This is a genomic window from Flavobacterium sp. LC2016-13, assembly GCF_009707955.1.
Classification (GTDB): domain Bacteria; phylum Bacteroidota; class Bacteroidia; order Flavobacteriales; family Flavobacteriaceae; genus Flavobacterium.
Genome location: NZ_WMDQ01000002.1, coordinates 433,574 through 447,783, shown reverse-complemented (window position 1 = coordinate 447,783; position 14,210 = coordinate 433,574). Strand labels below are relative to the sequence as shown.

General features: G+C 32.4%; 15 protein-coding genes and 2 riboswitches. Of the genes, 9 read left to right on the top strand and 6 right to left on the bottom strand.

Annotation, left to right across the window (positions count from 1 at the left end):
* Positions 1-105 precede the first annotated feature (105 nt).
* A riboswitch (cobalamin riboswitch) is annotated at positions 106-314 on the bottom strand.
* Positions 315-554: 240 nt separating this feature from the next.
* From GKZ86_RS05755 to GKZ86_RS05730, 6 genes are all read left to right on the top strand, one after another.
* Positions 555-890 (top strand): hypothetical protein, encoded by a 336-nt coding sequence (locus tag GKZ86_RS05755; protein ID WP_154782147.1) that lies wholly within the window; start codon positions 555-557, stop codon positions 888-890.
* A 110-nt stretch (positions 891-1,000) separates the two neighbouring features.
* Entirely contained in the window at positions 1,001-1,591 is a 591-nt protein-coding gene (locus GKZ86_RS05750; protein ID WP_154782146.1) for a hypothetical protein, read from the top strand.
* Positions 1,592-1,776: 185 nt separating this feature from the next.
* Entirely contained in the window at positions 1,777-2,649 is an 873-nt protein-coding gene (locus GKZ86_RS05745) for an SDR family NAD(P)-dependent oxidoreductase (protein ID WP_154782145.1), read from the top strand.
* Positions 2,650-2,731: 82 nt separating this feature from the next.
* A complete protein-coding gene (locus tag GKZ86_RS05740; RefSeq protein ID WP_154782144.1) occupies positions 2,732-3,658 on the top strand; it encodes an AraC family transcriptional regulator in 927 nt (308 codons plus the stop codon).
* An 84-nt stretch (positions 3,659-3,742) separates the two neighbouring features.
* The gene (locus GKZ86_RS05735) at positions 3,743-4,564 is read left to right on the top strand and encodes a helix-turn-helix domain-containing protein (protein WP_154782143.1); all 822 of its coding nucleotides are present in this window, start codon (positions 3,743-3,745) and stop codon (positions 4,562-4,564) included.
* Between the two features lie 81 nt (positions 4,565-4,645).
* Entirely contained in the window at positions 4,646-4,999 is a 354-nt protein-coding gene (locus GKZ86_RS05730) for a DUF4260 domain-containing protein (RefSeq protein ID WP_154782142.1), read from the top strand.
* Between the two features lie 293 nt (positions 5,000-5,292).
* Here the strand turns inward: GKZ86_RS05730 and GKZ86_RS05725 are convergent, their stop codons facing one another.
* A complete protein-coding gene (locus GKZ86_RS05725) occupies positions 5,293-6,288 on the bottom strand; it encodes an NADP-dependent oxidoreductase (RefSeq protein WP_154782141.1) in 996 nt (331 codons plus the stop codon).
* Between the two features lie 92 nt (positions 6,289-6,380).
* On the opposite strand from GKZ86_RS05725, the gene GKZ86_RS05720 reads away from it, so the two are divergent.
* A complete protein-coding gene (locus GKZ86_RS05720) occupies positions 6,381-6,761 on the top strand; it encodes a helix-turn-helix domain-containing protein (RefSeq protein ID WP_154782140.1) in 381 nt (126 codons plus the stop codon).
* A 19-nt stretch (positions 6,762-6,780) separates the two neighbouring features.
* Here GKZ86_RS05720 and bshB1 read toward each other — a convergent pair whose 3' ends face one another.
* Both bshB1 and GKZ86_RS05710 read right to left on the bottom strand, forming a co-directional pair.
* Positions 6,781-7,488, bottom strand: coding sequence for a bacillithiol biosynthesis deacetylase BshB1 (bshB1, locus tag GKZ86_RS05715; RefSeq protein WP_154782139.1), 708 nt, complete (start codon positions 7,486-7,488; stop codon positions 6,781-6,783).
* A gap of 9 nt (positions 7,489-7,497) precedes the next feature.
* Entirely contained in the window at positions 7,498-8,112 is a 615-nt protein-coding gene (locus GKZ86_RS05710; protein ID WP_154782138.1) for a pyridoxamine 5'-phosphate oxidase family protein, read from the bottom strand.
* A gap of 352 nt (positions 8,113-8,464) precedes the next feature.
* Here GKZ86_RS05710 and GKZ86_RS05705 point away from each other — a divergent pair, with 352 nt between their 5' ends.
* Entirely contained in the window at positions 8,465-9,292 is an 828-nt protein-coding gene (locus GKZ86_RS05705) for a helix-turn-helix domain-containing protein (protein WP_154782137.1), read from the top strand.
* Between the two features lie 133 nt (positions 9,293-9,425).
* Here the strand turns inward: GKZ86_RS05705 and GKZ86_RS05700 are convergent, their stop codons facing one another.
* The gene (locus tag GKZ86_RS05700; RefSeq protein WP_154782136.1) at positions 9,426-10,934 is read right to left on the bottom strand and encodes an aminotransferase class V-fold PLP-dependent enzyme; all 1,509 of its coding nucleotides are present in this window, start codon (positions 10,932-10,934) and stop codon (positions 9,426-9,428) included.
* Between the two features lie 64 nt (positions 10,935-10,998).
* On the bottom strand, positions 10,999-12,003 hold the full coding sequence (locus GKZ86_RS05695) for a TlpA disulfide reductase family protein (protein ID WP_154782135.1): 1,005 nt from the start codon (positions 12,001-12,003) through the stop codon (positions 10,999-11,001).
* A 248-nt stretch (positions 12,004-12,251) separates the two neighbouring features.
* A riboswitch (SAM riboswitch) is annotated at positions 12,252-12,351 on the bottom strand.
* 527 nt (positions 12,352-12,878) lie between these two features.
* Between GKZ86_RS05695 and GKZ86_RS05690 the strand changes: the two genes are divergently transcribed.
* Positions 12,879-13,331, top strand: coding sequence for a DUF1810 domain-containing protein (locus GKZ86_RS05690; RefSeq protein ID WP_154782134.1), 453 nt, complete (start codon positions 12,879-12,881; stop codon positions 13,329-13,331).
* 115 nt (positions 13,332-13,446) lie between these two features.
* Here GKZ86_RS05690 and GKZ86_RS05685 read toward each other — a convergent pair whose 3' ends face one another.
* Positions 13,447-14,208: an alpha/beta fold hydrolase gene (locus tag GKZ86_RS05685; protein ID WP_154782133.1), complete on the bottom strand. Its 762-nt coding sequence runs from the start codon at positions 14,206-14,208 to the stop codon at positions 13,447-13,449.
* Positions 14,209-14,210 lie beyond the last annotated feature (2 nt).

The following is a 14,210-nucleotide window of genomic DNA, read 5'->3' as shown; positions in this document are numbered from 1 at the left end:
TTTAATTAAATAAACTCCGGGATGTAATAATTAAAAGCAATAAGAGATAATCCTGTTATATAATAACAGGTCAATTCTTGTTGTTCAACTTTATTCCACGAAAGTCTTAAACTATGTGATTGTGGCAGGTCTCCTGACTTGTTCCATCTTTAAAACAACCTTCCCATTCGCCGTGGCAAACAGTGGCATTAGTAACGTTTAAAGACTTATATAGAACTTACAGTAGCGGGTCTGTTCAGGATTTACACCTGATTCCCTTTTAACTATTATTTGTAAAATATTATAAATAATAGACCAAAATCTGACGTAAAGATAGAACTATCTTTATTAAAACAAGAATTATTGTGCAAAATTACATTAATCGCAAAAAGTCAAAAACTGCATTTTTCTCGTTATTCAAAAGCTTATAAAGCTTCGCACATTAAAATTAAATAAATGACAGCCATAATAGTATAATAGATTTTGCAACACATCACGCTAATTTTGATTAAGTCGAAATTTTTAAAGCAAATTAATATTTCGAAATCTTATAAATCAATCTAAAGAAAAATAGTATGACAACAGATACCAATAGAAATTACGATCAGGATGAGAATAATTTCACAAACGATAATCAAAGCTATGTCGACCAATATCAAAAAGAACATATTAGTGAGGAAAATGAATTTGAAGAAGAAGCTTTAAATGAAGATGAGGCTTTAGATCTTGAATTTTCTGATGCAATTCAGAGAGACGATCAGGAAGATCTTGAAGATGACTACGATGAGAATGATTTGGAAGATGAAGAAGATTTAGACGAAGATGATATGGATGATGATTTGGTAGAAGATTACGATGAAAATGATCGTGAACCCGAAACTTTTGCTGATGACGCATATAAGATTGATTAATTAAAAATATATTAAGAATCAATTCCTCATTAGGCAATAAATACTATGATTTAGATGTTATATATTAAGGAATACCACTTATAAATATATTTATTACTACAAAAACAGATATGAAAAAAATATTGTTCTTAATTATTATTACTGTTGCGTCTTTACAAGGATTTGCACAAGAAGGTAATAGTAAATTCACTCCGATAAAACCTATAAATCCTGAAAATAAAGAAGTTATACCACCAAAAGAAACGCCCCCAAATGATCCCGCGCCTTTGAAAGAACAAACGGTTTTAAAAATCAATCCGGATGAGCTTTTTAATAATAGTAATTTGTATAAAAAAGAAGCCAATGTTGAAGGCATTTTTTACAGACGAAATGAATATCTGGGAGGTTTTGTAACAAACACATCTGTTTCTACAATTCGATATCGTGATGCTGCTTTTGTAGATGGCGATAAGATTAGAGTTTATCTGAATGATAAAGTTATTGAACCGGAAGTTAATTTGGTTGGGGAATTTAAAGGCTTTAAAATAACTTTGGTTAAAGGAATGAATAAAATTGATTTTGAAGCTTTAAACGAAGGTTCTGCTTCGCCAAATACAGCTGAATTTCAGGTTTTTGATGATGAAGGAAAAGTGATAGAAAATAGCCAATGGAATGTTGGAAAAGGGTATAAAGCTACAATTATTTTGTATAAAGAAAAGTAGGATTATTTTATAACTACTTTACTTTTAAATTTTATTTAAGTCTTTATTTAGCAATGAATCATTGTTAGATAAAGACTTAACTTTTTTAAGGCATTCTCATTTGTGTTACAAAATTCCTCATTTAAGCTACATGTTCTTCGGGACATCTCCTGAACTTTGCTGTATTAATTTAAATATATATCATCATGTCACATCAAAATGAAATTACAAACGAGAATGCAAATCAAAATGCTTCAGCTTCAAATAAAGTTTGGTTTATAACCGGTGCTTCTCGCGGATTTGGAAGTGTTTGGGCCGATGCTGCGCTTAAACGCGGAGACAAAGTTGCAGCCACCGCACGTAATCTGGCAAGTATCGCCCATCTTAAGGAAAAATACGGAAACAATGTACTCACTTTAGAACTTGACGTTACTAAACCTGATCAGGTAAAAACGGCTGTAGAGCAAGCTTACAAACATTTCGGAAGACTCGATATTGTACTTAACAATGCCGGATATTCGCTTGTTGGTACCATTGAAGAAGCCAATGCAGACGAGGTTCGTGCGCTTTATGAAACCAATATTTTTGGAACTCTTGCTGTTATTCAGGCTGCATTGCCTTTATTAAGAAAACAAGGCGGTGGGCATATAATGGGTACATCAAGCAATGTTGGTCACATAACATTACCCGTTATTGGTTATTATTGTTCTTCAAAATGGGCATTCGAGGCCATTCATGAAAGTCTTGCTTTAGAGGTAAAATCTTTTGGTATTAAAGTAACGATTATTGAGCCTGGAGCTTATGCTACAGAATTTGGAAGTCAGGAATCTTTGAAGTTTGCTGAAGGCATGGACATTTATACTGATTTTAAAGAAAACTTTTTCGGACAGTTAATGAGTCTGGAAAGAGGAAATCCCGAAGCAACGCCAGAAGCAATATTTAAAGTTGTAGATGCAGAAAATCCTCCTTTACGATTATTTATTGGCAGCAGCAATCTTTCAACTGTAAAAGAAACGTATGCAGAAAGAATAAAAATATGGGAAGAATGGGATGATGTTGCAAAAGCAGCGCAAGGTTAATTGATTTAATTAAAGAACAATAACGTCTAAATTTTATAACCGATAACATAAATGCTATCGGTTATATTCTTAATTTTATAAAATGAAAATGGAAGACAACAACCGTCAGGAATTTGATTCCTTAGCCGCAGCGCATTTGGCATTTGGTTTGCCCAAGCCCCAACATCCGTTAATAAGTCTGATCAATAACACGAATACTGATCTAATTGCTAACGGACCATCTGGATCTCATGTATTGCAATTTTATAAAATATCTTATAAGACCAGAGTGAGCGGCAAAATAAAATACGGTCAGAGTTATTATGATTTTGATGGTGGCGGATTATTGTTTGCTTCGCCTAATCAGTTAATTGGCAGTAACGATGAAGCGAACGGTAACGGACATTGCTCCTTATTTACGGTGCTCATTCATCCGGATTTTTTGCTTTCTTATCCTTTGGCAAAAAAAATCAAACAATATGGTTTCTTTTCTTATTCAATCAATGAGACTTTGCATTTGTCTGATGAGGAAAAAGAAATAATTTTATCTGTATTTAAGATTATAGAACGAGAATTGAACAGCAGGATTGATGAATTTAGTCAGGATGTTGTTATTGCTCAAATTGAATTATTACTGAGTTATGCCAATCGTTTTTATAAACGTCAATTTATAACCCGAAAAGCCGTAAACAACGAATTATTAGAACAATTAGAAGAACTTCTGGACAATTATTTAAACAATGAAAATACTTTAAAAGAAGGAATTCCGACAGTGCAATATCTTTCGGATCATCTTAATATTTCGCCAAGTTATCTCAGTGATATGCTTCGTTCTTTAACAGGTCAAAATGCACAACAACACATTCATAACAAACTTGTAGAAAAGGCAAAAGAAAAATTATCTATTACAAATCTTTCCGTTTCTGAAATTGCTTACGAATTAGGTTTTGAACATCCTCAATCTTTTAGTCGCTTCTTTAAAACCAAAACAAAATATTCGCCTTTAGAATTCAGACAAAAGTTCAATTAAGGGAAAGTTTGCCACGAATTGCACAAATTTACACGAATTAATTAATGCAAATTCGCGAAATTCGTAGCAAAAAAATAAACAAAAATGGAAGAAAATATTCCTGGATATAACAATTTTAGAATAGCAGTTCCTCAAGCTTTTGAGGACGTTTTTTCTCATTTTTATTTTGCAGAAAATAAATCAGATCAAATCATTACCAAAACTTTATTACCATCTTTTCAAACGATTATGGCTTTCAATTTTGGAGCAAAACCTTCCTTTCATTCCAAACAAAACACGAATATCGAAGTAGACAAATATCTTATGCTTGGCCCGATAAAACAAGCATTTGAATATTCGCTGCCTCCAAATACTGAAATATTAACGGTCAATTTTAAAGATGATGCTTTTTACCGTTTTTTTGGCAATGTTTGTATGGCAGAACATGTACCAATGAATCCTGATGAATTATTAAATGAAGATTGTTTTACTATTTTATGGCATGAGCTCAACAAAATAAGCGATGTAAATTTAAAAGTAAAACACATTTTGAATTTTTGTGAACCTTATTTAAAGAATCGGAATAAAGTTGCAGAGCAATTAGCCAATTTCAGGGAACAAACCTTAAATCCCATAAAATCTGTAGCGAGCCAAAACAGCCAGACAGAGCGCAATATGCAACTCAACCATAAAAAACATTTTGGTTATTCTGCTAAAGAACTCAGTCGGTACGAAAGGTTTTTAAAAGCGATTGATCTTATACAAAAACTAGCTCCAGGCACTTCAAAAATAGATTGGTTTGATGTTGTAGCCGAATGCGGTTATTACGATCAAAGTCAAATGATACATGATTTTAAACATTATATCAATATTAGTCCCACTAAATACGTCAAATTTCAACAAGATATTTGCAATCCAGTAACCTGATTTCGTTTTGATACAATTTTTGTAGAATACACCATATTACATTTGTTTGAAATAATTTATTAAAATTAAAAAACAAATTCTATGGAAATTCTAATTAAAATTGAAGAACTGATTATGTTTCTGGGTTGTATCTATTTATTTTCACGTTTCAATCTAAAATGGTGGTGGTTTCCTGTTTTACTTTTACTACCGGATTTCGGTATGATTGGTTACCTAATAAATCCTGCTGTTGGAGCAGTTTCGTATAACATTGTTCATTTTAAAGGAACTGCAGTAATCATCGGACTTATTGGCCTTGCCAAACAAAACCGAACTCTTATGTTAGTTGGTATTATATTATTGGCACATGCATGCATGGACAGAGCAATTGGAGCCGGATTAAAATTTCCGGATAGTTTCTGGCATACGAGTTTAGGCACAGAGAAATTTTGGTAATGAAATAAATAATCTATTAAAAAAGCGCTTTCTATAAGCGCTTTTTATTATTTATACTTTCTATTAAAAACACGAATTTAATAGATTTTTCAAATAAAAAATAACCTTCATAATTTAGTTTTAAGCAAACTTTTCAATTCTTCCATCTCAGAGATTATTTTTAAAAAAATCATTCAATAAAACGTCTTATTTTAATTCTTAATCATTTTATATGTCTGCTTAGGGCTTATTAACAGTGGATTGTTTATAACTTTGAAACAGAATTAAATTCAAATTCAAGATTGAAATTTAATCTAAACAATTTGCATTATTAATTTCTTTCCTTCGGTTTTATTTTCCCGAAGTTTGGTATGCGCTTTTAAGATCGTAGCAGTTTCAAGTTTACCTATAATTTCAATTGTTGGAGGCGTAATCAACTTTTGCTGCAATAAAATTGCTAATTCCTGTAAACCTTGTTTATAATAGGTGTAGTTTTTTTCAAGTCCGTAGGCATAATTAGAAATGTTCAGGATTGTTGCGCCTTTGCTAAATAGTATTTCGCGAGAATCTGAAGTAGAAAAATTGGTTACATCAACATAAATTCCGTTGGTTTGCAAAAGCCTGGCTGCAACAACTGCAATTTCATTTCCCACTAAATCAACAACAAAAGGAAATTTTTTAGTATTGTTTAAAGCCAAAGCAGCTTCGTATATATCTTGATTTTTATAATTAATAATTTTTTCAGATTTTATTCCGAGTTTTACTAATGATGCAATACTATTCTCGTTTCCGGCTGTAACAATCAGATTTTCATAACCTTTAGCAAGCAATAATTTCACGAGTATATTCCCTACTCCGCCCGCAGCGCCTGTAATCAAAATAGAATCTGTTATTTTTGCCTGCATACGATTTATACATTGTAGCGCCGTAAGTCCTGCAGATGGCAATGCTGCGGCTTCTTCAAAAGAAATAGTATCAGGCATAAGCATAGCAATTTCTTCCGGAACACAAATATATTCGGCATAAGTTCCGTTAGAACCCATACTTCCGGAACCACAAAAAACCTGATCGCCTACTTTAAACTGCGTTGCGTTTTCTCCCAAAGCTGTTACAATGCCAGAAAATTCACGACCAAGAATAGGTGAATGCAGCAGCTTTTTTTCAGAAGCATCATGATCTGTCATTTGATAATCAATAGGATTAAATCCTGAAGCCATAATTTTTACCAAAATCTGAGAATCTTTTGGTTGTGGAATAACTACTTCTTCTAATAGAAATTCGTTGTTGTTATGTAATACAATTGCTTTCATATTTATGTCTTTGTTGTACAAAAGTATAACAGCAATACTTTATTTTTGTTATAGGTTAACACATGGTAACCGGTTACCAAAGAGAAACTAGTATGGCAAAAATTAATGATAACGGAATTCTTCGTGAAGCCAAATGTTCTGAAGAACTTATGGCAATGCGGGATAGTCTTGATGTTTTGGGAGGTAAATGGAAATTGATGATTTTACGTTTCTTGACCAACAGAACAAATCAGGTAATTCATTTTAAGAAAATGCAGCGCGAAATCGATGGTATTTCGGCCAAAATGCTAAGCAAGGAATTAAAAGAATTAGAAATCAATTTACTTGTAAGCAGAACAACTCAGGAAACAAAACCTGTTACGGTTGTTTACGCCATTACAGAATATGGAAAATCAGTCTTGCCAGTCACAGAAACACTTGTAAATTGGGGACTTAGCCATCGAGAAAAAATAATTGATTCGATTAATAAATAGAAATTAATCGTATTTGCCTTTACAACAAATCCAAAACATTTTTAGTGCCAATGTAGCGTTCACTTGTAAGTCCTTCGGCATATTTTACATTAATGGCACGGCCAAAAATTTGATTCGTACTTTCAATTTGTTTCAGTAAATTCAAAATGCCATTGGCTTTATTATCGTGCGCCGTAATAAATTGAGAACTATACGCTTTAATTACTTCCATTTTCAAATCAAAAAAAGCGCTAATATCGACTACAATATTGGGTTCTATAAACTGATCCTGAATATAATGATATACAACATCAGGTCGCCATTTTTCCTGGATTTTTCCTTCTTCAAACGTTTCCATTTTTTTTAAACCCGATAAAAAAGAAGCTTCTGCAACTAATTGAGCTGCTTTATGGTGATCGGGATGACGATCTTTAATCGCATTTGCCAAAATAATTTTAGGTCGGTATTTTCGAATAAGATGAATTATTTTTAACCTGTTTTGATGATTGTTTTCTATGTTTCCGTCTTCTAAATCTAATTGTTCCCTTTCAAAAAGACTGAGCATTTTTGAAGCTTTTGTTGCTTCATCTTTTCTTGAATGTTCATCACCAAAACTGCCAAGTTCTCCTCTGGTTAAATCAACAATAACAACTTTTCCTCCATTTGATGTTGTGTTCAAAACAATACCTGCAGCAGCACATTCTACATCATCAGGATGTGCGCCAAATGCCAAAATATCAATATTCATCTTATAATTTTATTTATCTGCCAATTTCAATTCAAGTTCTTTTATCTTGTTTTCCAGATCATTAATGTATTTTTTTTGAGGCAACAAAGCTTCTTCTACTTCTTCTGTTGTATAACGGGGCGTAATATGCTGCGGGCAATTCCAATCATACGCCTGAATTTCAAAAATCATCATTCGTTCAGGACGAAATTTATAATCTTCGGGTTTCAGTCTTTCGTATAATGCTTCATGATCTTTTAAATCAACCGTTTTTGCATGTGCATATATTTTTAATCTCGCTCTTTGCGGATATGACATTAAAATCAAAGCCACATTTTCGTTTTTAGAAATATTACCTGTTGAAATAAATTGCCTGTTGCCGGAAAAATCAACAAATCCGATTGTTTTATTATCGATTACTTTGATAAATCCTGCCGGTCCGCCGCGATGTTGAATATACGGATATTCATTTTCTCCAAAACTTGCCATATAAAAACTATCCCTGTCGCCAATAAAACGAATTTCATTATCCGTTAATCCGTCAACAACAGACATTTTTTCTACACGATCATACGAATTTCTGCTTCCAGCTTCTTCCTGAATTTTTTTTATGGTATCTGTAAATGCTAATTGTGCGTAATTCATAATTGAAAATTTTAGATTGTTCTGAAAATATTTGATTCCTGCCAATACAAAATTGCACTTATTTCTGCCGTTGGGGTTAGACAAATTTTCCCGAAGAGTTGGCTATTTTTCCTTAATTAGAAATAAATTATCAGAGTTTTCAATCTAAACGAGAAGTTCTATAAATATACAATTTATTATCCAACCATAACTACAGCAAAATGTCCCGCATCAAAAAGATGGTATTCAGGATTTTTAATGTCTTTTTTTGAAAGATATTCCCAAACGCATGTGAATTTTCTCTAAAATATCATAAGGCATTTTTTACCATAATAATTATATTTACATCTTAAAAACCGATATATTTAGTACCATGATTTATAAAGGAACCTCACACGAATATTTATTTTTAACGGATATTAATCCTGAAAATAAAGATTTGATTTTTGGGGCGAAAGACACTGAATTAACGTTGATTTGGAATACGGGTTCTGAAATGAATATAACGGTAGATAAAGTTAAATACTGTTTGTCTCAAAATGATATTATCTTTTTGACAGAATTTCACCAAATTGATTCTATAGAAGTTGAAATGGCAAAAATGTTACGATTTAATCAAAACTTTTATTGCATCATTAATAACGATAATGAAGTTGGCAGTAAAGGACTTTTGTTTTACGGTGCAATGGGAATTCCGGTTGTTTCGATTCCGGAAAACTATCTTGAAAGTATGAAAACCTCATGGGACATTTTGCTAACGGAAATGGATGCCAAAGACAATTTACAAATCGATATGCTGCAATCGATGTTAAAACGAATTTTGATTTTGTGCGCCAGAAGCCTGATGTCGACTACTGATTATATTAAGCTTGAAAATAATCAGGCCGATATTATCCGAGAGTTTAATTATTTAGTTGAAAGCCATTTTGCCAAACATCACGATGTTGCGTTCTATGCTTCAAAACTCAATAAATCACCTAAAACCTTATCCAATCTTTTTGCTGTTGTTTCTGAAAGACCACCTTTAAGCATTATTCATGACCGAATTATGATTCATGCCAGAAAGCAAATTCGTTATACACAATTATCAATAAAAGAAATTGCGTATGATTTGGGTTATGAAGATTTACAAAGTTTTAGCCGGTTTTTTAAAAATAAAGAAGGAATTTCTCCTGCGCAATTCAGGGAAAAAGCAAGTTAGCTATTAAAAATTTGATTGGTTTTTTCGTAATTCCAAATCAATTATAGAAACAAAAAAATCCCAATGCTAACGAACTGGGATTTTTTTTGTGTTTGAAATATGTTTATTTAAGATAAAATCTAATATATAAGATTTATTCTAAAATAAACCATTCTTTCACTTCTTCTTCAATAGCATTTTCATTTTCAAGATTCTCAAATTCGTTCGAAGCCTTGTTGTATTTATAATCGTTTTGCCAATTTTGATGATTTAAAGCCACTTGTTGAATGGCGTCACAAATAAACAAAAGTTCTTCATTTGTCATAATTGGATGTAAAGATAAACGAACCCATCCCGGTTTATTTATTTGATTTTTTTGAAGAAGTTCATTTGTAATCTCATTCGATTTTTCGGTATCAATATCAAATAAATAATGCGCATAAGTACTCGCACAAGACCAGCCGCCGCGAACCTGAATTCCGAAACGGTCATTTAAAAGTCGTACAATTAAATTGTAATGAATGTCTTCGATAATAAAAGAAACACAACCAATTCGTTCGCTTTTAATATCTCCCAAAATTCTTAAACCATCTATTTTTTGAAGCTCAGCGTAACATCGCTCCAGCAGTTCTTTTTCTCTGTTTTTGATGTTTTCAATTCTCATTTGCTCTTTTAGCTGAATCGCCAAAGCCGTTCTTATAACCTGCAAAAAACCCGGAGTTCCGCCGTCTTCCTTTACTTCTATCGAATCGCTGTATTGATATCCTCCCGATGGATTTGTCCATTTTACATTTCCTCCGCCCGGATTGTCCGGAATATCGCTTTTGTATAATTTTTGATTAAAAACCAATACGCCGCAAGTTCCTGGTCCGCCTAAAAATTTATGTGGAGAAAAGAAAATAGCATCCAATTGTTTTTCAGGATCTTCGGGATGCATATCGATTTGAACATAAGGCGCCGAAGCAGCAAAATCAACAAAGCAAAAGCCACCGTTTAGATGCATAATTTTAGCCAGTTCGTGATAAGGCGTAATAATTCCCGTAACATTTGAGCAAGCCGTAAACGAACCAATTTTTAAAGTTCTGTCTGCATATTTTTTTATAGTTTCTGAAAGGATTTTTGGGCTTACTAAATTGTTTTCATCCGCAGGCAAAATCACCACATCAGCATTCGTTTCATACCACGGAACCTGATTGGAATGATGTTCCATGTGTGTGATAAAAACCACTGGTTTATCAGTATTATCAGATTCAATTGCTGATTTATTATCGCCATTGCGCAAGCCTAAAAAACGCTGTAACTTCGATAAACCTGCTGTCATTCCGGTTCCTGTAGTTACCAAAACATCAGATTCGTTGGCGTTTACATGTTTCTTAATTAAATCTCTGGCATACTGATAGGCAGAAGTCGAAGCTTTACCGGTTTGACTTGAAAATGAATGTGTATTGGCAATCATCGGACCTATTTTATTAAGCATAATATCCTCAATCGGAATATATAATCTTCCGCTGGCAACCCAGTCAGCATAAAGCAGGTTTTGTTTTCCGTAAACAGATTCAAAAGTATGATTTACGCCAATTGTATTTTTTCTAAACTTAGAAAAATACTTTTCTAATTGGCTTGTTTTTGTTTTTTGCTCAATAACATTCATTTCCATAATCATTTAAATTAACATATTCTATTTTTGATTGAACCTTTCTAAAGATTCAAAATTCGAGGCAATTGGTTTATTGTTTGGCGGTTAACGTGCCTTCTTGCAAAAGTGTTTTTAGTGTCGTTTGAAGTTCTTCCCCACGAAGATTTTTGGCAACAATAATACCTTTTGAATCTATAAGATAATTAGACGGAATGGCTCTTACGCCATATAATTTGGCAATTTCGCTGTTCCAGAAAATAAGTTCAGAAACTTGTAACCAGTCTAAATGATCATCATTAATTCCTTTAACCCAGTTTTCTTTCTTTTTATCTAAAGAAACCCCAAACACATTAAAACCTTTTTCGTGATATTGTTTGTATGCCGCAACTACGTTTGGATTTTCTCTTCGGCAAGGTCCACACCACGAAGCCCAAAAATCAATTAACGTATATCCTTTCAAATTTTCTGAAAAACGAATTGATTTTCCATTTGGATCTGTACCTACAAAATCCGGTGCTTTTTTACCTATTGCAAGTCCGTTTAAAACCGTTACCAGTTCCTTAAGTTCTTTTACATAAGTTGTAGTTTCCAGGCTTTTATCTAACAATGCGATATTTTGAGTAATTTGATCCGGAGTTAATCTATACGACCAATTTCTATATAACACGTATGCAGAAACAATAGAGCTCGGATGTTCTGTTATAAATTTATTTATATCAATATTCTCTGTTTTATTATAAATATTGAATAAATCTTGTGATGCGGAACCTTCGATGACAGAGTTACTATAATATTTTAGAGGGCTTAATTTTACTGTAATCGGTGCTTTTTCAAGAAAAATATATAACGGACTATTTGCTGTATTTACACTTAAACCGTAAAGTTCAGGAAGCTTAACTTTAGTTTTAAAACTGAAATTTCCGTTTACAACTTTTACCGAATCTACAGTGGTAAACATTTTATTATGGAATTTTTGCAGGTAGACAAACTTAGCTACTGTATCTACAACTGTTCCTTTTAGTTGTACTGCTGTATCCTGCGCCTGAGTTCCTGTAATGCTTAAGCATATAGCAAGAAATAATAATGTTTTTTTCATATTAATGGGTTTAAAATTAGACATATAAATTGCTTGACCAATGTTGAAATGGTCTGGTTAAATACTAAAAAAAGAGAATTTGAAACTGAAAAAATGTTATGAGCTGCGCATTCGGAAAACCTGTAATTTGTTTTCTTCGAATTGTAAAGTAATCTGTTTTGAATTGACGTTTAATACTAGCTCGCTTTTCATTTTAATCCTAAAAAAATTTAATATTGATGAGCTTATTCAGATTCACTAAGAAATCTCTCTTATCTGTCCGCTGTAACGGAAGGATTTAGCACCTTATTGAGAAACAGGTTGCTAAGACATCATTGGGCCTCTTCCCTCAGTCTTTCTGGATAAGTCATGTAGAAATTTTCTACTTTACATATATATATAAATTCTATGTATTTAGTAGAGTTTAAATGTATTTATTTTTCAAATAATAATAAAATAAATAATTCATCATAATATTTCGGGTAATAAACAAACCTATAATATTCTGAAAATCAATATATAAAATAGAATTTAATTTATTAGTTTAAAAATGATCAGTAACAAATAATATCTTACAGAAATGGAATATTATGCAATTTAAGAATCAAACAGAAACAGTATTCAATTGATTTCGTATCGAAAATATTATTTACTAAGAATAATCCAATTTGAGTCAAAAAAATAATAAACGACTCTTTTTAAGGGGATTGAAAGCTACATTTAAATTATATAACAATGGAATAAAATTATATAAATGGAAACTTGGGTTGTTAAGGTAGTTTTGGATAGAAATAATGGAGAAGAATAATTCAAACAGAAATTCATTTTCATTGATTTAAAAACCAAAACATTAAGTACCAAAAACCAATTTATAACCTTTTATAAATAATTTACAGATGGCTTACGCAAATAATGATTTAACCCGATTTTTGGATGCCCAAAATAAACTTTATCTTACTGCAGTTTCAGAAATTAAAAAAGGAAAAAAAGAAAGTCACTGGATGTGGTTTATTTTTCCGCAAATAAAAGGATTAGGAACAAGCAGTATTGCTGATTATTACGGAATTGCTGATCTTGATGAAGCTACTGAATTTCTTCAACATCCGATTTTAAAGAAACATCTTGTAGAAATTTGCGAATTGTTATTAACTAAAAAAAGAAAAGCACCTGAGGCTATTCTTGGAGATTTAGATGCCCGTAAATTGCGTTCGTCTATGAGTCTTTTTAGCCAGGTTGAAAATGCGAACCCAATATTTCAGGAATTGTTAGATACTTTTTTTGCCGGTGATTTAGATCCGCTTACTATATCTATTGCTAATTCGAGAAAACCGGTTGCAGCTGTGGCATAAAACTTTACTTATTCAAAACATATATTTAGTCGAAAACAAATAATCGGCTATTGATTCAATAAAAAAACTCCAAAGTCAAATGATTTTGGAGTTTTTGGTTTTATAAAATCTTCAATTATTTTTTAGAAGATGCAGCTTCTTCAATAATACGCAACACTTCTGTTGGATGTGAAAGCATTACGACATGGCTTGCTTCTATTTCTGTAGTTTTTGCATTCGCTCTTTTTGCCATAAATCTTTCTAATTCAGGACTTATTGCTTTATCACTTTTGGCTAAAATGTACCAGCTTGGTTTGGTTTTCCATGCCGGTTCTCCGCTTTTATCAGCAAATACGCCTTGTGCTGCAGGAGTTTGTGTAGCAAAAATAAGATTTTGGTCTTTCTCTTTCAAATCCTGAGCAAAAACGGTTTTTACACCTTCTTTAGACAAATAAACAAAACCATCTAAAGGCTGAAGATATTCGCCTAATTTATTAGCAGGTCCTTGCGCTGATAAAGTTGGCAGCGTTTCTCCTAAATCAGGAACTAACGCCGCAACATAAACCAATCCTTTTACTTTGGGATCGTTTCCGGCTTGCGTAATAACAAATCCTCCCCAGGAATGACCAACTAAAATAACATTTCCTTTTGCCTGTGCGATAGCTCGTTTGGTTGCGGCTACGTCATCTGCAAGCGAAGTGATCGGGTTTTGAACTGAAATTACAGGATATCCTTTTGCCTGCAAAGCAACAATTTGATTCGTAAATGAAGATCCGTCAGCCCAGATACCGTGAACAAAAATAATAGTTGGTTTACTTGATGCTGTTTCTTGTGAATACATTTTAACGGTACTTAATGATACCAATAATGCGAAGGCTAAAATTTTGATTGTTTTCATTT

Bases quoted from the DNA above. Each gene is read 5' to 3' on its own strand.
- bshB1 (WP_154782139.1), bottom strand. From the start codon at position 7,488: ATGAATATTGATATTTTGGCATTTGGCGCACATCCTGATGATGTAGAA.
- GKZ86_RS05750 (WP_154782146.1), top strand. From the start codon at position 1,001: ATGAAAAAAATATTGTTCTTAATTATTATTACTGTTGCGTCTTTACAA.
- GKZ86_RS05710 (WP_154782138.1), bottom strand. From the start codon at position 8,112: ATGAATTACGCACAATTAGCATTTACAGATACCATAAAAAAAATTCAG.
- GKZ86_RS05725 (WP_154782141.1), bottom strand. From the start codon at position 6,288: ATGAAAGCAATTGTATTACATAACAACAACGAATTTCTATTAGAAGAA.
- GKZ86_RS05755 (WP_154782147.1), top strand. From the start codon at position 555: ATGACAACAGATACCAATAGAAATTACGATCAGGATGAGAATAATTTC.
- GKZ86_RS05690 (WP_154782134.1), top strand. From the start codon at position 12,879: ATGGCTTACGCAAATAATGATTTAACCCGATTTTTGGATGCCCAAAAT.
- GKZ86_RS05730 (WP_154782142.1), top strand. From the start codon at position 4,646: ATGGAAATTCTAATTAAAATTGAAGAACTGATTATGTTTCTGGGTTGT.
- GKZ86_RS05695 (WP_154782135.1), bottom strand. From the start codon at position 12,003: ATGAAAAAAACATTATTATTTCTTGCTATATGCTTAAGCATTACAGGA.
- GKZ86_RS05705 (WP_154782137.1), top strand. From the start codon at position 8,465: ATGATTTATAAAGGAACCTCACACGAATATTTATTTTTAACGGATATT.
- GKZ86_RS05700 (WP_154782136.1), bottom strand. From the start codon at position 10,934: ATGATTATGGAAATGAATGTTATTGAGCAAAAAACAAAAACAAGCCAA.
- GKZ86_RS05720 (WP_154782140.1), top strand. From the start codon at position 6,381: ATGGCAAAAATTAATGATAACGGAATTCTTCGTGAAGCCAAATGTTCT.
- GKZ86_RS05745 (WP_154782145.1), top strand. From the start codon at position 1,777: ATGTCACATCAAAATGAAATTACAAACGAGAATGCAAATCAAAATGCT.
- GKZ86_RS05685 (WP_154782133.1), bottom strand. From the start codon at position 14,208: ATGAAAACAATCAAAATTTTAGCCTTCGCATTATTGGTATCATTAAGT.
- GKZ86_RS05740 (WP_154782144.1), top strand. From the start codon at position 2,732: ATGAAAATGGAAGACAACAACCGTCAGGAATTTGATTCCTTAGCCGCA.
- GKZ86_RS05735 (WP_154782143.1), top strand. From the start codon at position 3,743: ATGGAAGAAAATATTCCTGGATATAACAATTTTAGAATAGCAGTTCCT.